Source organism: Nocardiopsis exhalans, from assembly GCF_024134545.1.
In the GTDB taxonomy this organism is placed as follows: domain Bacteria; phylum Actinomycetota; class Actinomycetes; order Streptosporangiales; family Streptosporangiaceae; genus Nocardiopsis; species Nocardiopsis exhalans.
In genome coordinates this window covers 6,062,276-6,077,486 of the sequence record NZ_CP099837.1, presented here as the reverse complement: position 1 = coordinate 6,077,486, position 15,211 = coordinate 6,062,276, and the positions used below count along the sequence as shown (strand labels likewise).

At 69.2% G+C, this 15,211-nt stretch carries 16 protein-coding genes and 1 pseudogene; 6 read left to right on the top strand and 11 right to left on the bottom strand.

The features are described 5' to 3' along the window. Nucleotides 1–86: 86 nt before the first annotated feature. Together NE857_RS26930 and NE857_RS26925 are read left to right on the top strand one after the other, a co-directional pair. On the top strand, nucleotides 87–1,328 hold the full coding sequence (locus NE857_RS26930; RefSeq protein ID WP_254418188.1) for a sensor histidine kinase: 1,242 nt from the start codon (nucleotides 87–89) through the stop codon (nucleotides 1,326–1,328). After that, nucleotides 1,325–2,032: a response regulator gene (locus NE857_RS26925; protein ID WP_254418187.1), complete on the top strand. Its 708-nt coding sequence runs from the start codon at nucleotides 1,325–1,327 to the stop codon at nucleotides 2,030–2,032. The genes NE857_RS26930 and NE857_RS26925 overlap by 4 nt, the downstream gene beginning before the upstream one ends. A gap of 27 nt (nucleotides 2,033–2,059) precedes the next feature. Here NE857_RS26925 and NE857_RS26920 read toward each other — a convergent pair whose 3' ends face one another. Continuing rightward, nucleotides 2,060–2,701: a hypothetical protein gene (locus NE857_RS26920; RefSeq protein WP_254418186.1), complete on the bottom strand. Its 642-nt coding sequence runs from the start codon at nucleotides 2,699–2,701 to the stop codon at nucleotides 2,060–2,062. 237 nt (nucleotides 2,702–2,938) lie between these two features. Further along, entirely contained in the window at nucleotides 2,939–3,709 is a 771-nt protein-coding gene (locus NE857_RS26915) for an alpha/beta fold hydrolase (RefSeq protein WP_301184263.1), read from the bottom strand. A gap of 56 nt (nucleotides 3,710–3,765) precedes the next feature. Between NE857_RS26915 and NE857_RS26910 the strand changes: the two genes are divergently transcribed. Beyond that, nucleotides 3,766–4,116 carry a MerR family transcriptional regulator gene (locus NE857_RS26910; RefSeq protein WP_254418185.1) on the top strand — a complete coding sequence of 117 codons (351 nt, stop codon included), beginning with the start codon at nucleotides 3,766–3,768 and terminating at the stop codon, nucleotides 4,114–4,116. Nucleotides 4,117–4,145: 29 nt separating this feature from the next. Here the strand turns inward: NE857_RS26910 and NE857_RS26905 are convergent, their stop codons facing one another. From NE857_RS26905 to NE857_RS26870, 8 genes are all read right to left on the bottom strand, one after another. Beyond that, nucleotides 4,146–5,120, bottom strand: a complete 975-nt coding sequence (locus tag NE857_RS26905; RefSeq protein WP_254418184.1) for an arsenic resistance protein — start codon at nucleotides 5,118–5,120, stop codon at nucleotides 4,146–4,148. Between the two features lie 195 nt (nucleotides 5,121–5,315). Then, nucleotides 5,316–7,574, bottom strand: coding sequence for a glycoside hydrolase family 3 C-terminal domain-containing protein (locus NE857_RS26900; protein WP_254418183.1), 2,259 nt, complete (start codon nucleotides 7,572–7,574; stop codon nucleotides 5,316–5,318). Between the two features lie 11 nt (nucleotides 7,575–7,585). Further along, entirely contained in the window at nucleotides 7,586–8,308 is a 723-nt protein-coding gene (locus tag NE857_RS26895; protein WP_254418182.1) for a TetR/AcrR family transcriptional regulator, read from the bottom strand. A gap of 332 nt (nucleotides 8,309–8,640) precedes the next feature. After that, nucleotides 8,641–9,324: a transposase gene (locus NE857_RS26890; protein ID WP_254418181.1), complete on the bottom strand. Its 684-nt coding sequence runs from the start codon at nucleotides 9,322–9,324 to the stop codon at nucleotides 8,641–8,643. Then, nucleotides 9,282–9,704, bottom strand: a complete 423-nt coding sequence (locus NE857_RS26885; protein WP_254418180.1) for an IS110 family transposase — start codon at nucleotides 9,702–9,704, stop codon at nucleotides 9,282–9,284. Before NE857_RS26885 ends, NE857_RS26890 begins: the two co-directional genes overlap by 43 nt. 447 nt (nucleotides 9,705–10,151) lie before the next feature. Then, complete coding sequence (locus NE857_RS26880) at nucleotides 10,152–10,328, bottom strand: DUF397 domain-containing protein (RefSeq protein WP_254418179.1); 177 nt, start codon at nucleotides 10,326–10,328, stop codon at nucleotides 10,152–10,154. Continuing rightward, nucleotides 10,318–11,133, bottom strand: coding sequence for a helix-turn-helix domain-containing protein (locus NE857_RS26875; RefSeq protein WP_254418178.1), 816 nt, complete (start codon nucleotides 11,131–11,133; stop codon nucleotides 10,318–10,320). The genes NE857_RS26880 and NE857_RS26875 overlap by 11 nt, the downstream gene beginning before the upstream one ends. Nucleotides 11,134–11,930: 797 nt before the next feature. Next, entirely contained in the window at nucleotides 11,931–12,164 is a 234-nt protein-coding gene (locus tag NE857_RS26870) for a GntR family transcriptional regulator (protein ID WP_254418177.1), read from the bottom strand. A 167-nt stretch (nucleotides 12,165–12,331) separates the two neighbouring features. On the opposite strand from NE857_RS26870, the gene NE857_RS26865 reads away from it, so the two are divergent. After that, nucleotides 12,332–12,739, top strand: a complete 408-nt coding sequence (locus NE857_RS26865) for a hypothetical protein (RefSeq protein WP_254418176.1) — start codon at nucleotides 12,332–12,334, stop codon at nucleotides 12,737–12,739. Then, nucleotides 12,739–13,155, top strand: a complete 417-nt coding sequence (locus NE857_RS26860) for a hypothetical protein (RefSeq protein ID WP_344011297.1) — start codon at nucleotides 12,739–12,741, stop codon at nucleotides 13,153–13,155. The genes NE857_RS26865 and NE857_RS26860 overlap by 1 nt, the downstream gene beginning before the upstream one ends. Before the next feature lie 130 nt (nucleotides 13,156–13,285). Here NE857_RS26860 and NE857_RS26855 read toward each other — a convergent pair. Beyond that, nucleotides 13,286–13,600 (bottom strand): annotated as a pseudogene (locus NE857_RS26855) (hypothetical protein); the annotation flags it as partial. 81 nt (nucleotides 13,601–13,681) lie between these two features. Here NE857_RS26855 and NE857_RS26850 point away from each other — a divergent pair. Then, on the top strand, nucleotides 13,682–15,211 hold the full coding sequence (locus tag NE857_RS26850; RefSeq protein ID WP_254418174.1) for a recombinase family protein: 1,530 nt from the start codon (nucleotides 13,682–13,684) through the stop codon (nucleotides 15,209–15,211).

Here is a 15,211-nt window from a genome sequence, read left to right as displayed (position 1 = left end):
GAGCGCCCTCCGGGGCGTCCAGGTGGAGCGCGGACTCAACCGAACGATGGATGCCCCACCCCTCCTGGTCGTCGTACGCTGCACTGATGCGGTACAGCAGGGTGTGGGCTCCCGAACTGCCCGGGGTGACGACGGTGCTCCGGGTGCTGCGTCTGCTCCTGCACGCCTGCTTCCTGTTCCTGCTCGGGGTCGGCACCCTCCGATATCTGCTCACCCACCCCGGCACCGACCCGGCCCACCCGCAGTGGACACACGTGGCGGTCGTCTGCGGAGCCGTGCTGCTCGGAGCGGTCTACTGCGCAGGTGCGCTGGTCGCCCGGCACGACGTGCACCGAACCCGCTCCCTCGTCTGGCTCGCGGCGGTCACCCTCCTGTGGGCGCTGCTCGTCCTGGCGGGGTCGGACTTCGTGTGGTTGGCCTTCCCGTTGTACTTCCTCCACCTGCACCTGCTGAGAGGGCTCCACTCGGTGGTGGCGGTCGTGGTCATCACCGCCTCCGTGGTTCTCGGCCAGGCCCTGCACAGTGGGGACCTCACCGCCGGCATGGTCCTGGGGCCGGTGCTGGGGGCCGTGTTCGCGGTGGCGATCGCCGCCGGGTACATGGCCCTGCACCGGGAGAGCGAGCGGCGCCGGGAACTCATCGACACCCTCACCCGCACCCGCGACGAACTCTCCGCCGCCCAGCGCCGCACGGGTGTCCTCGACGAACGGGAACGCCTGTCCCGGGAGATCCACGACACCCTCGCACAGGGCCTGTCCAGCATCGTCCTGCTCCTCCGCGCGGCGGAGAGCGCCCTCCCTCAGGACACCGATCTGGCGGCCACCCGCATCGCCGAGGCCCGGGAGAGCGCTTCCACGAACCTCGCCGAGGCGCGCAGGTTCGTTCGGGACCTGGCCCCGCCCTCGCTGACCGGCGCCAACCTGCCCGAGGCGCTGATCCGCCTCTGCGAACGGGTCAGCCGCACCGACGGGATCGACTGCCGGTTCCGCACCGACGGCACCCCCACCGAACTCCCCTCCGGCTACGAGGTCGCGCTGTTGCGTGCCGCCCAGGCCAGCCTGGCCAACGTCAGCGCGCACGCTCATGCCGGCACCGCGGTGGTCACCCTCGGCTACCTGGGGCAGGAGGTCACCCTGGACGTGTACGACGACGGGGAGGGCTTCGATCCGGAGGCGCCGCGCACCCGCGCGGACGGTACCGGCTACGGGATCGCCGCGCTCCGGGAGCGCGTGACCGCTCTGGGCGGGGACCTGGAGGTGGAGTCCGCCCCGGGCGAGGGCACCGCCGTGGCTGTCCGGCTGCCCCTGACCCATGAGGAGTCCCCATGACCGAACCGACGGACCGCCCCTTCCCCCGGGAGCCGCGGCTGCGCATCCTGCTGGTGGACGACCACCCGGTCGTGCGCCACGGGCTCAAGGCGATGTTCGCCGAGCGCCCCGACATGGACGTGGTTGCGGAGGCGGCCGACGGCCGGGCCGCCCTGGACGTGCTCACCGGTACCGCTGGCACGGTCGGCACGGTCAGTAACGGAACGCGGGAGACGGAGGTCGACATCGTGCTCATGGATCTGCGGATGGGCACGGGCATGGACGGGGTCACCGCGATCCGTCACATCACCGAGCTCGACTCCCCGCCACCGGTCCTCGTCCTCACCACCTACGACACCGACGCCGACATCCTCGCCGCGGTCGAGGCCGGGGCCACCGGCTACATGCTCAAGGACGCGCCGCCGGAGCAGCTGTGCGAGGCCGTGCACGCGGCGGCACGCGGCCAGACGGTGCTGGCCCCCGGCGTCGCGAACCGCCTCATGGACCGGCTCCGCTCTCCTCGCCCCGCACTGAGCGGGCGTGAGCTGGAGATCCTCGGACTGCTGGCCAAAGGGCTGTCCAACCGGGCGATCTCCCGAGAGCTGTTCATCAGCGAGGCGACGGTCAAGACCCACCTCGTGCACGTGTTCGACAAGCTCGGGGTGGACAACCGCACCGCCGCCATCACCACGGCGCTACAGCGGGGGATCATCCGGGTCGACTGAACCGGTCGGCCTCCCGGCCCTCGGCGGTCAGGAGGGCTCCAGGATTTTCCTCTCGGCGATCGGCTCCGTGCGCAGACCCAGCCGCCGCAGTTCCAGCGCGGCCAGTTCCGTCACCGTGTCGGGGTCGTTCTCCTGCCAGGCCCCGGCGGGGTCCTCGTGCACCGCCATGAGTTGGGCGGGGGAGGCAAGGGAGAGGGCGCGCAGTGCGAGCAGTCGGGTCCGCGCCTCGGGGGTGAGGCCGATGAGCTGTTTCGTGCCGGTCGCGCGGCTGATCCAGCGCGCACGCACGGGCAGCCACGTGGTGGCGAGCAGGAGCAGCGGTAGGAGGACCACCAGCAGCGGGAGGGTGAGGGCGAGCGAGGACACGGTCTCCTGGAAGGAGTCGCCCGCGGCGGTGAGGGACTCACCGGTCTCACCCAGGTCGGTGAAGGGCGAGGCCAGGGCGTCACCGGCGAGGGGGACCTGCCGGACGTTCTCGGCCGCGGTGTTCATGTGCTCGGTGAAGCCCTCGCCGGTGCTGGTCATGAGCTCGCCGGGGCGGTTCAGGCTCAGGAGGGCCTCACGCAGGGACAGCGCGGCGGAGATCCACACGACCACCCACACGAGCGCGAGGAGATCGGACACGAGCTGAAGGCAGGCGCGGACGGGGGTGTCGGCGTACAGCTTCACGAGGGCTCCCGGGGGGGGTGAGGAGGGCGCGGTTCGCGGCGATGCGACCCACGCTTGCCCGTTACCCGTTCCGGCCAGGGACCACCCGTCCGGGGCCTGCCGCTGAGCAGCGCCGCTCAACCGAGCAGGGAGAGAAGCCCCCTGGGGCCCTCGCCGCCTCCTCCGACGACGAGGGCCAGGGGTCCGCGCTGGAGTCCGGCGCGGAGCGCGTCCTGGGCTACCGGGTGTGCCGGACGATCAGCCGTGCCGGTCCAGGAAGTCCCGGACCGCCGCCCGCCAGGCCTCCGGCGCCTCGGCGGCGACCAGGTGCCCGGACTCCACCTCCACCAGTTCGGCGCCCGGGATGCCCGCGGCCAGCTCGCGTGAGAGTTCGGGGGAGGCCAACCGGTCCAGGGCGGCGGCCACCACCAGTGTGGGCACGGAGATGTCGGCCAGCTCTCCGGTGGTGTCCGAGGCGATCACCAGGTCCACCTGCTCGGGGGTGCCCTCGGGGACGAAGCCCGCCAACCACGCCACCGATTCCTCCAACTCACCCGGAGACATCGCCTCCAGCGCCGGATCACCGGCGGCCACCAGGGTGAGGAACCGGGCGAGCAGCTCGCGGTCGCCGTCCAGCAGCTCCCGCCAGACCCTGGTCGCCAACCGCATCCGGTTGTCCATCCGGGCGAACCCGGCGGTCAGGACCAGCCCCGTGACCCGGTCGGGGTGCCGGGTCGCGGCGCGCACCGCGACCGCCGTCCCCAGCGAGTACCCCAGGATCGTGAACCGTTCCGCGCCCGCGCCCACGGCAGCGGCGACCATGCTGTCGGCCACCGCGTCCAGGTCCAGCGGGACCGTGCTGCGCGGGGTGGCGCCCGAACCGGGAAGATCCGGGGCGACTATCGTGTGCGTCGAGGCCAGATCGTCCATCAGCGGACCGAAGTTGGCCTCGGCCCCGCCACCGCCGCCGTGCGCGAGCAGCAGGCCGGGACCGGAACCCTTGACTGTGTGGGAGAAGTGTTCAACCATGCGGCGACGGTAGGCAGTGACACCAGTGTGAGGGTCAAGAGTGAGGCGGGTCACCCATGCTGATCGGGGAGCTTTCGGAGCGCACCGGAGTGAGCCGCAGGCTGCTGCGCTACTACGAGGACCAGGGGTTGTTGGAGTCCTCACGGTCCGCCAACGGGTACCGCACTTACGGGCAGGACACTCCGCGCACGGTCCGGCACATCCGTGCCCTGCTGGACATGGGGCTGACCACCCGGACCATCTCCTCGGTCCTGCCGTGCGCGACCGGTGACGAGTCCGAACCCCTGGAACTGGACATGTGCCCGGACCTGCTCGCGACCATCCGCCGTGAACTGGCCGAACTCGACGCGCGCATCGACGAGCTCCAGCGCAACCGGGGAGCCCTCGCCGAGCAGATCGGCTGCTGAGAGCCCCGGGAGGGGTGGCCAGCGGGTGGCTAGGAACGTGCCTCCACGGCCGGTCCGGCCCTGCGTACGCGCACGATCTGGCTCAGGACCGCGAGTACCGGCAGTTCCAGTAGCGGGCCCGTCACCAGGGCGACCGCGATGAGGGGACGGTCCGGGAAGGCGGCCACGGCGATCGCCAGGGCCACGGGGGAGTTTCGGGCCACCGACGTCATGGTGAGCGTCACCCGCTGGTCGGCGGGCAGCCGGAGCACCCGGCCCGTTGCCACCGCTACCAGCGGCATGACCACGAAGAACAGGGCCAGCGGAAGCAGCAGCACCGCCAGGTCGCCCAGGTGTGCCACCACCGTGCGGGCCTGCCAGGCGAACATGGCGAAGACCGCCGTGTACAGCAGTGGCAGCACCGAGGCGGAGAGCACCGGCATCAGACGTTGCTCCCGCCACCGCTCGCCCTTCCAGCGGCGGGCGCCCCAACGCACCAGCAGGGCGATCACCAGGGGCACTACCAGCACCAGCAGAACCGCCTCCACCAGGGTGCCGGTGCCGACCATCGCCGCCTCGCCGCCGAGCAGCAGCACGTACACCGGCAACAGCAGCAACTGGAGCACCAGGTTCACCGGCAGTACCGCCGCCGCGGCCCCCATGTGCCCGCGGGCCAGTCCGGTGAACACCAGGTACCAGTCCGTGCAGGGGGTCACCAGCAGTAGGAGCAGCCCGATACGAAGATCGGGGGATCCCCCCAACAACCCGGCCCCCAAGGTCCAGGCGAACAGGGGCGTGAACACGAAGTTCAACACCAGACTGGCGGCGACCACCTTCCGGGCCTCGCGCGCCTCCCGCACCTGTCCGGCGTCCACCTGAGCGAACACCGCGGCCAGCATCACCATCAGCAGCGGCAGTACCAGGAAGCCCGCGACCTCGCCCATGGGCCACAGCAGCCCGGCCCCCAGCCCGAGGACGGCGGCCAGTGCCACGAACACACTCTGGAACTTCTCTGACGTGGACACGCTGTGGCTTCCCGCGGCTTTCCGGACGACGTCGGTGGACGGCCCACCCACGCTAGCCGAAGGCGATGACCAGGGCGTAGCCCCCGAATCCTTCGTGACGCTTCTTGCTACCAGGAGCGCTGAGCCACTGAAACCCGAGGCGCCGAACTCGCCCCTGGTAGCAAGATCATCTCCGAGGGTGAGGGGTGTCCCGGGTCAGCCGGTGATCTCGCCGCGTTCGATGGCTGCCTGACGCCTGGCTTCGATGTCGTCGACCAGCAGGTCGAGCATCTCCTCGGTGACGCCCAGACCGAAGGAGCGCAGGTTGACGATGGGCAGGGAACGCGCCATCTCCAGCAGTTCCCCGGGCACGTCGTCGAGGTCGGGGAAGGTGGCGAGCAGCTCTGCCATGACCGGGCCGCCGATGTGGTGGGCACGCCACTCACCGATGGTGCAGTGCTTGGTCAGCTTGCGCACGTACCGGTCACCTTCGGTGGCGATCTCGCCGGAGAGCCGGATGTCCCGGGAGGAGGCGCCCACGGAGACGGTGTAGGTGCCCGCGGCCAGGGACCAGCGCCCGTCCCGGGAGTCCCACACGGACAGGTCGCGTCCGGTGAGCGGGAGCTCGACCCGTACGCTCTCGCCCGGCTCCAGTGCCACCTTCGTGAACCCGCGCAGCTCCCGTACCGGGCGGGTCGGGTAGTCCTGCTCGACCCCCGTGTACAGCTGGGCGACCTCCTGCCCGGCCCGGTCGCCGGTGTTGGTGACGGTGAACGACGCCGTCCACGCGTCCTCCCCGTCCGGCTCCCCGCTGGGGGATACGTCCAGCCCGGAGTAGGCGAAGCTGGTGTAGGTGAGCCCGTACCCGAAGGGGTAGGCGACCGGCACGTCCAGGGTGTCGAAGTGGCGGTAGCCGACGAACACACCTTCGCCGTGGCGGACCACGCCGTTCCCGCCCGGGAAGTTCAGGTAGGTGGCGTGGTCGCTCAGCCGGACGGGGACGGTCTCGGTGAGTCGGCCGGACGGCGAGACCGCACCGGTCAGGACGTCGACGACGGCCGCCCCGCCGGCCTGGCCCAGCAGCCAGCCCTCCAGTACGGCGTCCGCCTGCTCCTGCCACTCGGCCACGGAGACCACACCGCCGTTGGACAGCACGACCACCACCTGGTCACTGACCTCGCGTACCTTGGCGAGCAGCCCCAGCTGGGGTGCGGGCAGGCTGATCGTGGTCCGGTCGTAGCCCTCGGACTCGGCGGAGTCGGGCAGCCCCAGGAAGAGCACGGTCGTGTCCGCTTCGCGGGCGGCCGCCACGGCGTCCTCGACCAGTGTCGGGTCGTCCGCCCCGCCCAGGGTGAAGCCGGCGGCGAACCGCACACTCTTCACAGAACCCGCCTCAACCGCCGCGCCGAACTCCTCCAGCGCACTGTGCACCTTGGTCGGCATCACTCGTGAGGAACCGCCGCCCTGGTAGCGCGGGGTGCGGGCGAACTCGCCGACCACCGCCAAGGAGCGGCCCGCGGCCAGCGGCAGCGCGCCGCCGTCGTTCTTCAGCAGGACCAGCGCCTCACGGGCGGCCTCCCGCGCCAGGGCGTCGTTGGCCTCGTGTTCCAGCGGACGTGAGGTGTCGGTGGAGACCCGCTCCTGCACCCGCTCGAACCGTTCCACCACGGTGTCCAGCACGGACTCGTCGAGTTCGCCCCTCTCCACGGCCTCGACGATGAGGTGGTCGGTCTGGCTCGGCGGCATCTCCAGGTCGAGCCCGGCGCGTACCGCCGCGACCCGGTCGACCACCGCGCCCCAGTCCGAGACCACCACACCCTCGAACCCCCACTCCCCGCGCAGCAGGTCCGTCAGCAGCCACGGGTCCTGGCTCGTGTACACACCGTTGAGCCGGTTGTAGGAGCTCATCACCATGGCGGGTCCGGTGCTGCGGACGACCTCCTCGAAGGCGGCGAGGTAGATCTCGCGCAGCGTGCGCTCGTCCACCTCGGCGCTGACCCGGTGCCGGTCGGTCTCCTGGTTGTTGGCGGCGAAGTGTTTGACGCACGCGCCGACCCCCTCGGCCTGGATGCCCTCCACCAGTGCCGCGGCGATCCGCGCGGTGACGTGGGGGTCCTCGGAGACGTACTCGAAGTTGCGGCCGCACAGGGGCGAGCGCTTGATGTTCATGCCCGGGCCCAGGACGACGTCCACGCCCAGCGAGGCGGCCTCCGCACCCAGGGCCCGGCCGACCCTGCGCACGAGGTCCGGGTTCCAGGTGGAGCCCAGCCCGACGGCGGGCGGGAAGCAGGTGGCCGGAACACTGCTGCCGAGGCCGAGGTGGTCGCCGTCCTCGGGCTGCTGCCGCAGGCCGTGCGGGCCGTCGGACAGGTGGAGGGGGCGCAGCACGCCCTCCACGCCGGTGCTGTGCCAGGTGTCGGAGCCGGAGGTGACTGAGGCTTTCGCGGCCAGGTCGAGATGGGGGGCGTTGCTCATCGGGGCCTTTCTCAGGTGGGGTCGGTGTCACCCGTGGAGTCGGTGCCGGTGGATCTTGCCGGGGCAGCGGGGCCAGCGGGGCCAGCGGGGCCAGCGGGGCCAGCGGGGCCAGCGGGATCGTCCGGAACGGCGATGCCGAGCGTGCGCAGGAAGGAGACGACCGCGCCGCGCATGTCCACGGTGCCCGGGTCCAGGAGCCACTGGACCTGGAGCCCGTCCTGGAGCGCCAGGAACTGCTGGGCGGCCACCTCGGGGGTGGGGTGCGCTCGGCCCCCGAGGAGCTCGGCGAACGCTGGAACGAGGAGTTCGCGCAGGATCTGGTAGCGGCCGAAGAAGTACTCGTGCGCGGGGTGCGAGGGGTCGGTGGCCTCGGCCGACAGGTTGACGTAGAGCGCGACCAGGCCAGGGGTGCCCGTGTTGCGCTCGACGATCTTCACGATGTTGTCGATGAGTTCCCGGTGACTGATCCCCTCGTCCAGAACCAGGGGTGCGTCAACGGCGTCGCGCTTGCTCAGCACGTGTATGAGGGTGGCTTCCTTGTTGGGGAAGTGGTGGAGCACCCCGGCGTGGGTGATCCCGGCGTGCGAGGCGATGTCGCGTAGGGACACCGCCCGATAGCCGGATCGGGAGAACAGCTCCGTGGCGGAGTCGATGATGCGCTGCCGGGTGCGCTCCCCCTTGCTCGTCCGGGGGTTCTGGCTCAGGTGCTGTCGGGCGCGCTCTCTGTCCGTCACGGGTGGCCCTCCTCGCAGGTCGTCACCAGTTCGTCTCGCAGGGATCCCTTGGCGGCCGGGAAGGCCGGGAAGATCGGGAAGACCGCGAGGGCTCCGAGACAGCGGTTCCGGCACGCGTTCTCCCGCTCTCGCGGGACCCGGTCACCGTGGTGCACGGTGGTGCACGGCGACCGGCACGAAACCTGCCATCTGGTTGATTTGTGGTGCCAGACACACTAGTCGATCTCCCGGAGACCCATCAGGGCCCTGGGCCCTGCCCGCTGGAGTGGCCCGCACAGACGAAAGGCCGCCTGAGGGCAATCAACCCGCACCTCCCCCGTGACGCTTCTATGTCAAGTGGCGGGCTGAAGAGAGACCTCAGCCCGCCCTCTCACCACTTGATCAGCGACCATCGCCCGATACACCACATCCGCCAAATGCCGCTTCAAAGCCCGATACGCACCCTTGGTGCCCTTGGCCTCCTCCCGGGAACGCACGAACTCCCGAGCCGGCTCACCCAACCGGACCTGAACCACCCCGATCGAGTGCAACGCCCGGTTCACCTGCCGGTTCCCACCCCGGTGCAACCGATGCCGATCCCGCCCCGAGGAAAACACCGGAATCGGCGCGCTCCCCGCCCACCGCGCCATCTTCGCCGAGGTCGCAAACCGCGACACATCCCCCACCTGCGAGAGCAACACCGCAGCCCAGACCACACCCACACCACGAATCCCCAACAAGTTCGGCGCCAACGGCTCCACCAGCTCCTTGAGACGCCGCTCCACCTCAACAACACGCACGAACAGGGTGTGGATCTCCTCCAGCTGCTCCAGCAGCACCCACCGCGCCACCTCGTCCAGCTCGGCCCCCTCCACCAGAGCACGCACCCGACCCACCTTGGCCCGGGTTTTCAACGCCCCCTTGCCCAGGCGGTGGTCCAACTCGATGTGCACCGCCGCCAGCACCCGGTTGGTCAGGGCCACACGCTGATCGGTCAGATTCTGGCGCAGGCCCACCAGCGCACGCACCTGCCGCACCTGCGGGTCGATCCGGTGGCGGGCCAGGTCAGGGTGGCCAGGGCCGCACGCGCGATGGCCACCGCGTCGATCACGTCGGACTTGGCGCCCACCGGCCCGCTCAGCTTGCGGTGGGCGGCCATGGCGCGCGGCGGCACCCACACCACTTCCTGGCCCGCTCCCAGCAGGGCGTCAGCGATGGCCCGGCCCAGCCCGGGGCCGCCCTCGATGGCCCACAGCACCGGGCCGTTTCCGGCCAGGGCGCGGATCCAGGTCAAGAGCTGGCCCAGGGCCTCGGGGCCCGTCTGGACCTTCTTGGCCCTGCCCAGGCGGGTGCCGTCCTGGGCCAGCGCGACGGCTTGGTGCATGTCCTTGTGCGGGTCGATACCCACTGTCACCATGGTGGTGTCCTGCTTCCTCTTGGTCAGGAACGGGACGACTACCAGGGCCCTGGCCCGGGGGACAGATCTACTGTGAGTTATCGGCTGCACAGGCTTCTATAAGGTCACTCCCGCGGCCAGGGCCTTGGCCTGCGAGCGCTGGTGGACAGGTCACGACAAGGTCCACGTGGGACAGATCTTGCTTGAGTCACCCCAGCCCCGCTGTCGGGCGGCTCCCGTCGAAACCCTCCCGACACCCACCATGGTGGACCAGTAGATCTTGCTACCAGAAGCAATTTCGGCGCCGATTTCGCTTCTGGTAGCAAGATCACGGAGGAGGGGGAGTGCAAAAGGCGCCTGGGCCCTGCCCTCGGACCGGTGTTGGTTTCGATCGCGCTGGCGGGCTGGGCGCGCCTGATCTCGCCGGGCCCGAGGGGGCAGTCCCGGTACCCGGCGGTGCGGAGGTGTCTAACGGTTCGTCCGGAGGTCCCCGACGAGAGCCGTCCATTCCGCGGTGGGGAACGACAGGTGACCCGCTTCCCGGTGCTGCGTATCGCGCACGTCCGCACCGTGGGCGGACTCGCGGGCCTCAACGCAATCGTTCGTCCCGCCGCTGTAGGAACTCTTGTGCCATTCAGCCTGCACTGTCCAACCTCTTCACTTCGTCGCGGACTGCCCGAAGGGAGCTCTCCGGGTCCCATGCCAAGCCTTGCAGGCTCCCGAAGAGCATGCGGCGTCGGGCGACCACGGTTGCGCTGGTCAGGATGCGTCCCTCTTCGGCGCTTTCGACGTAGGCAAGCTCTGTTGAGTCCTGCAAGGTGATCACACGGAACGATCCGGAGTTGCCGGGGTGCCTGGGGTGATCAGCGGGCATGATCTGTAGGGTAATCCGCTGCCGCTCCGCAAGGTCTGCGAGGTGGGAGAGTTGTTCACGTACTGTGATCACGCCCCCGTACCTTCGGCTCAAGAGGGATTGGTCCAGGACCAGCCACAGCAGCGGACGAAGTGCGTCCACGAAGTGGGTCGCCCGGGTTATCCGCTCGTCAACGCTTTTCGAGAGTTCGTCCGGGGAGAGCCACGGGGCGGACGCGGACACCAGAGCACGCGCGTACGCCTCGGTCTGTAGGTAGCTGGGGAAGGCCAGTGCTTGGTACTCCCAGACCGCTTGGGCGTCCTGGATCGCGGTAGCGATCTCCGAGAGCCACGGCGCCCGCCCGCTGCCGGTGAGGTCTTCCCATAAACGGGCGAGTCTGCCGAACCCGATCGCTTCGTCGAGGGCTTTGCGCAGCTTCGCGGACGGAAGGGCTTTTCCGCATTCAACGTCTGATATCTGGCTCTTGCTGCTTTGGACACGGGTGGCGAGCGAGGTCTGTGTTAACTCCGCCTCGGAGCGCAGGCGCGCGACCTCGCGTCCGTATCGCAGGAGAACTTGCTTCGGCACGGGGGGCATAGCTCCAGCAGATCACACAGCGGACAGTTTCGGAGCGGTTCCGAAGAATTCCGAAGCAGACGGAAAGGCTCCGGAGGATACACAAGCTCCTTTACCTGGTGTGTTCCGGAAAGCAACACTACGAAGTGTCCTCAGTACCCTTCGGCTTCGGGAGGCTTCACGTGGCGACCGCATTCGCGACGGACACGACAGACAGGGCTGTTCTCGCGTTGCACTCCGCAATCCGTCGGCGGGGTGTGGCGGCCATGGACGGAGAGCAGACGGGCGAGGTTCGGGCAGAGCACGGAGGGCGTTGTATCGTGGTTCGGCTCTCCGAAGGCTTGTGGGTCTCGGTGGTTGACGGGGGCGGTCGTACTGCTCCGATCGGCCGTGAGGGTGGGGAAGAACCCCTCGCCCGCTGGCTCACCGGCGAACTCCTGGGGCGGATATGACTGCTCCGGTTCGCATGTTCGCTGATCTCGCACGGTTGACGCGGCCCCGCCGCCCCCAAATCCCTGCCTCTCGTCTGGGGGATCACCTGCCGCTTCCTCGTAGGGGCCGACCTCCGTCAGGGCCGGGATGCCCACCGCACGAGTGGAACCGTGCCCCTGGTTCCCGAATTCAACAATGCCGCGCGTGCGGCATCACTCAGCGAGTCCCGTAACTCTGACTGGAAAGCCCTACATGTGCACTGACTGCGGCAAGCTGCTCAACACGTCCGGCGAGTGCCCCGACGGACACTTCTGAGCGCCCGTGCTCCGTCGCCAGGGGTGTGGGCAGGGAACACCTCGGAACGTGCCTCGGGTGCTCCTGTGGGTTTAGGCGTCGGCGACGTAACGGCCCTTTCCTCGCACGGTGATCACCAGCCCCTTGTCCGCGAGCAGCCCGATAGCGGACCGGACGGTTGGTCGTGACACCCCGAACTCTTCGCACAAGTCGTGTTCTCCGGGAATGCGCCGCCGGGGCGGGTACGTGCCATCCGCGATACGGGCAGCCATCACGGTCGCGATCTGCTCGAAGAGAGGCTCGGGGCCGTCAAGGTCGATGGTCATATGACGACACTACGTGCGGTATGTCGTGGATTGTTGTCTTAGATCGAGCACTGACAGGACCTGACAACATCTAACAACTTGACGTATGGTGAGGGCTGCGTACATGAAGCGGCCCGGCGGTGCTACCAACACCCCGGGCCCGGCCAACGTTCTAAGGAAACGCTGACGTGCACACTCTACTTGCCATGCTCGAAACCCTCGTGCGGTTGCTCCGTCCCGCCCGAGGGCTGCACGCGGCTCCGCGTGCCGTCCGTCGCGAGGTCCGCGAAGAAGCTCGTGCGGCGCGCGTCCGCCGCTACGCGAATCCCCTCCCGGCCCGCCCCGCGGGTCCGGGCTACGCCTGCGCACTCCCGGCCCCGCGCCGCTCCCTGGACGGAGCTCCGCCAGTGACGCTTCATCCCGCCTCGCCTGGCTACCTGCCCGTCGTCCAGCCGGAGGCAGCGAGCTCTCCGACGGACCTCGTGCGGGGCTACTACCTGGCCCACGAGGCACAGCAGCGGCACATGTGTGTTGACCATGGTCAGTCGGGCGTGGCCGTGCTGCGTGAGAACGCCGTGCTGGAAGGAGTCGCGTGATGACCGTGAACCACGGCGCGCAGAAGCTCCCCGGCGCGGAGCCGGGGGCTGAGGTCGTTTCCCCCGGACTTTCGGCGGACATCATGGCGGCAGAGGTGTCCCGTTTGATGGCGACGCCGGTGGTTCCGGAGCAGAGCGTGGTCGCCCTTCGCCGCACGGACAGCGCGTTCGACGTGCTCGACGGGTTGCTCCGCAGCGGTGCCCCGCTCCCGCTCCACTGGCGGGTGAACGGTGATGCGAAACGACGTGAGCCGGTGACCGCGCTCTACGACTCCGTCTCTGAGGCGCTTCGTGAGGTGGGCGGGGCCGCGCAGTCCTTCGCCGCGCTCCGCTCCGCGTGTGCGCTGTGGCGCAGGCTCGACGCCGAGCTCCGTTCCGGTTCTCCGCTCCCCGAGCCCTGGCAGCGACGCCGGTAGCAGCTCCGCGAACAAGGCCCCGCCAGCACCGCTGACGGGGCCTTTCGCCGTCTGCCAGCAGGACCAGCGAAAGCACCTGCCACCAGCGCGGCCATTCGTGTTGCTGGTGGCAGGGTTCGTTCCGGTGCGGTCAGTCGAAGAGGTCCTCCGGACGGTCTGCCTTGACAGCCAGGGGAACCCACTTCTCGAGAGTGTCCAGGTCGGTGCAGGATTCGATGCGCTGGCGTGTCGCCTCCGTGAGGGAGAATCCGCGCGTTTGGAGGATCGAGACCACGTTCCGGGTGGCCTCGGTGATCCGGCCTTCCTCGCGGCCTTCCTCGCGGCCTTCTTCGCGCCCCTTCTCCTCGCCGATGCCGACGTACTTGCGGGCGAAGTCGCTCTGCCACTGGTAGGTTTCCACGGCCATCATGTCCTCCAGCTCCTTCCGGGCGGCCTCGTTGAGACCGGGCTAGGGCAACCGTAACGAACAGTTGCCCGTGCCGGACACAGAACCAAGGGAGTCACTCCGACCCCTTGGGAGCTCCCAGTGAGCAAGCGTGCCGTGATCTACCTCCGCCAATCCAGCGACTACGCGGGTTCAACGTCGATCGAAGGCCAGGAAACCGAGTGTCGCGCCGAGTGCGAACGGCGCGGTTGGGACGTTGTCGCGGTCATCGTGGATAACAACGTTTCCGGAGCGCTGGCACCTCGTAAGCGTCCGGGCATGGCGCGCGTGCTGGACACGCTGGACGCGGTAGACGTGTTGGTGGTGGCCAAGCTTGACCGGCTTTCCCGCGTGCTAGAGGACTGTCTCAGTATCCGCCGCGTGTGCGGGGAAGCCGGGGTGTCCATCGTGACGGCGGACGGCCTGATCACGGAGACCAACGCGGGCATGTTGTTCCCCCTGCTCGGCATGGTGGCCGAATGGGAGCGGGAGCGCATTGAAGAGCGCACCTCGAAGGGCCGCGCACGTATCCGCGCGGCTGGACGTGCGGCCGGACGCCCGACCTACGGTTACCGCATCGTTCGCCGCGACGGAGCGGCGTACTTCGACCTTGACCCCGAGTCCGCCGAGAACGTCCGCGAGATCGCTCAAGCCATCATCGACGGTATGACCGTGGCGGACGTGGTCTTTCTACTCAACCGCTACGGGGTTCCTTCCCCAGCGGCCTATGCCGACATGCGCGCGGGACGCGCACGCGAGGGTGTCGGAACATGGACAGGGACCGTGTTGACTCAGATTCTCCGCTCCCCAGCGTTGCGAGGCTTGCGCGTGCGTCGCGAGGCCGGTTCCAAGCGCGCGGTGGCAGTGTTCCGCACGGACGGCACCCCGGACGTGATCGCTCCGGAGTTGCTGGACGCCGCGACGTGGTACCGGCTGCAAGAAGCCTTGGACGCTCGTGCACAGCACCACCAGCCCGCACGAGCGGACATCCTGCTTACCGGCATGATCCGTTGCAAGGTGTGCGGGACCGTGGCCGGGCACAGCTCCCGGAAGACGCGAGGTAAGCCCTACCGGGTGTACCAGGCCGCGTGCTCTCACGTGTCAGCGGCCGCGCACAGGATCGAAGATCAGGTAGCCCGCGAGTTCCTCGACAGTGTCGGGTCCGCGAAGGTCCGCCGCAAGATCACCAGTGGGCCCCGGGATGTGCGCGCGGAGTTGGCGGACGTTGAACGCGGCATTGAAGGGTTGACCGCGCTCGCCATGACCGACCCGGGCAACGCGGCGGAGCTAGGCCCGCGTCTTTCCTCGTTGCGTGCGCGTCGCGACATGCTCAAGGCGGAGCAGGACGCCCCGCGTGAGGTGGCCTACGAAGACACGGGGGAGACGTTCGCGGATGTGTGGCACCGTTCCACGGTTGCCGAACGTCGCCACCTTCTCCGCGACGCGGGGGTTCGGGTGACCCTCGCGGAGCGGACCCCGGGGATGCCGAGCAAGTATTGGGACCCTTCCAGGGTGCGTGTGGACATCACCGACCCGGACACGTTGCACATGGCGCTAGAACTGGAATCCGGGCACGAGACACCGGACAGTGACGCGTGCCCCGGTCAACGGCTAGCGTTCCTAGCCGCGTAG

Coding starts and splice junctions, on each gene's coding strand:
- NE857_RS26930 (WP_254418188.1), top strand. CDS start 87: ATGCGGTACAGCAGGGTGTGGGCTCCCGAACTGCCCGGGGTGACGACG.
- NE857_RS26925 (WP_254418187.1), top strand. CDS start 1,325: ATGACCGAACCGACGGACCGCCCCTTCCCCCGGGAGCCGCGGCTGCGC.
- NE857_RS26915 (WP_301184263.1), bottom strand. CDS start 3,709: ATGGTTGAACACTTCTCCCACACAGTCAAGGGTTCCGGTCCCGGCCTG.
- NE857_RS26910 (WP_254418185.1), top strand. CDS start 3,766: ATGCTGATCGGGGAGCTTTCGGAGCGCACCGGAGTGAGCCGCAGGCTG.
- NE857_RS26900 (WP_254418183.1), bottom strand. CDS start 7,574: ATGAGCAACGCCCCCCATCTCGACCTGGCCGCGAAAGCCTCAGTCACC.
- NE857_RS26885 (WP_254418180.1), bottom strand. CDS start 9,704: ATGGTGACAGTGGGTATCGACCCGCACAAGGACATGCACCAAGCCGTC.
- NE857_RS26875 (WP_254418178.1), bottom strand. CDS start 11,133: ATGCCCCCCGTGCCGAAGCAAGTTCTCCTGCGATACGGACGCGAGGTC.
- NE857_RS26870 (WP_254418177.1), bottom strand. CDS start 12,164: ATGACCATCGACCTTGACGGCCCCGAGCCTCTCTTCGAGCAGATCGCG.
- NE857_RS26860 (WP_344011297.1), top strand. CDS start 12,739: ATGACCGTGAACCACGGCGCGCAGAAGCTCCCCGGCGCGGAGCCGGGG.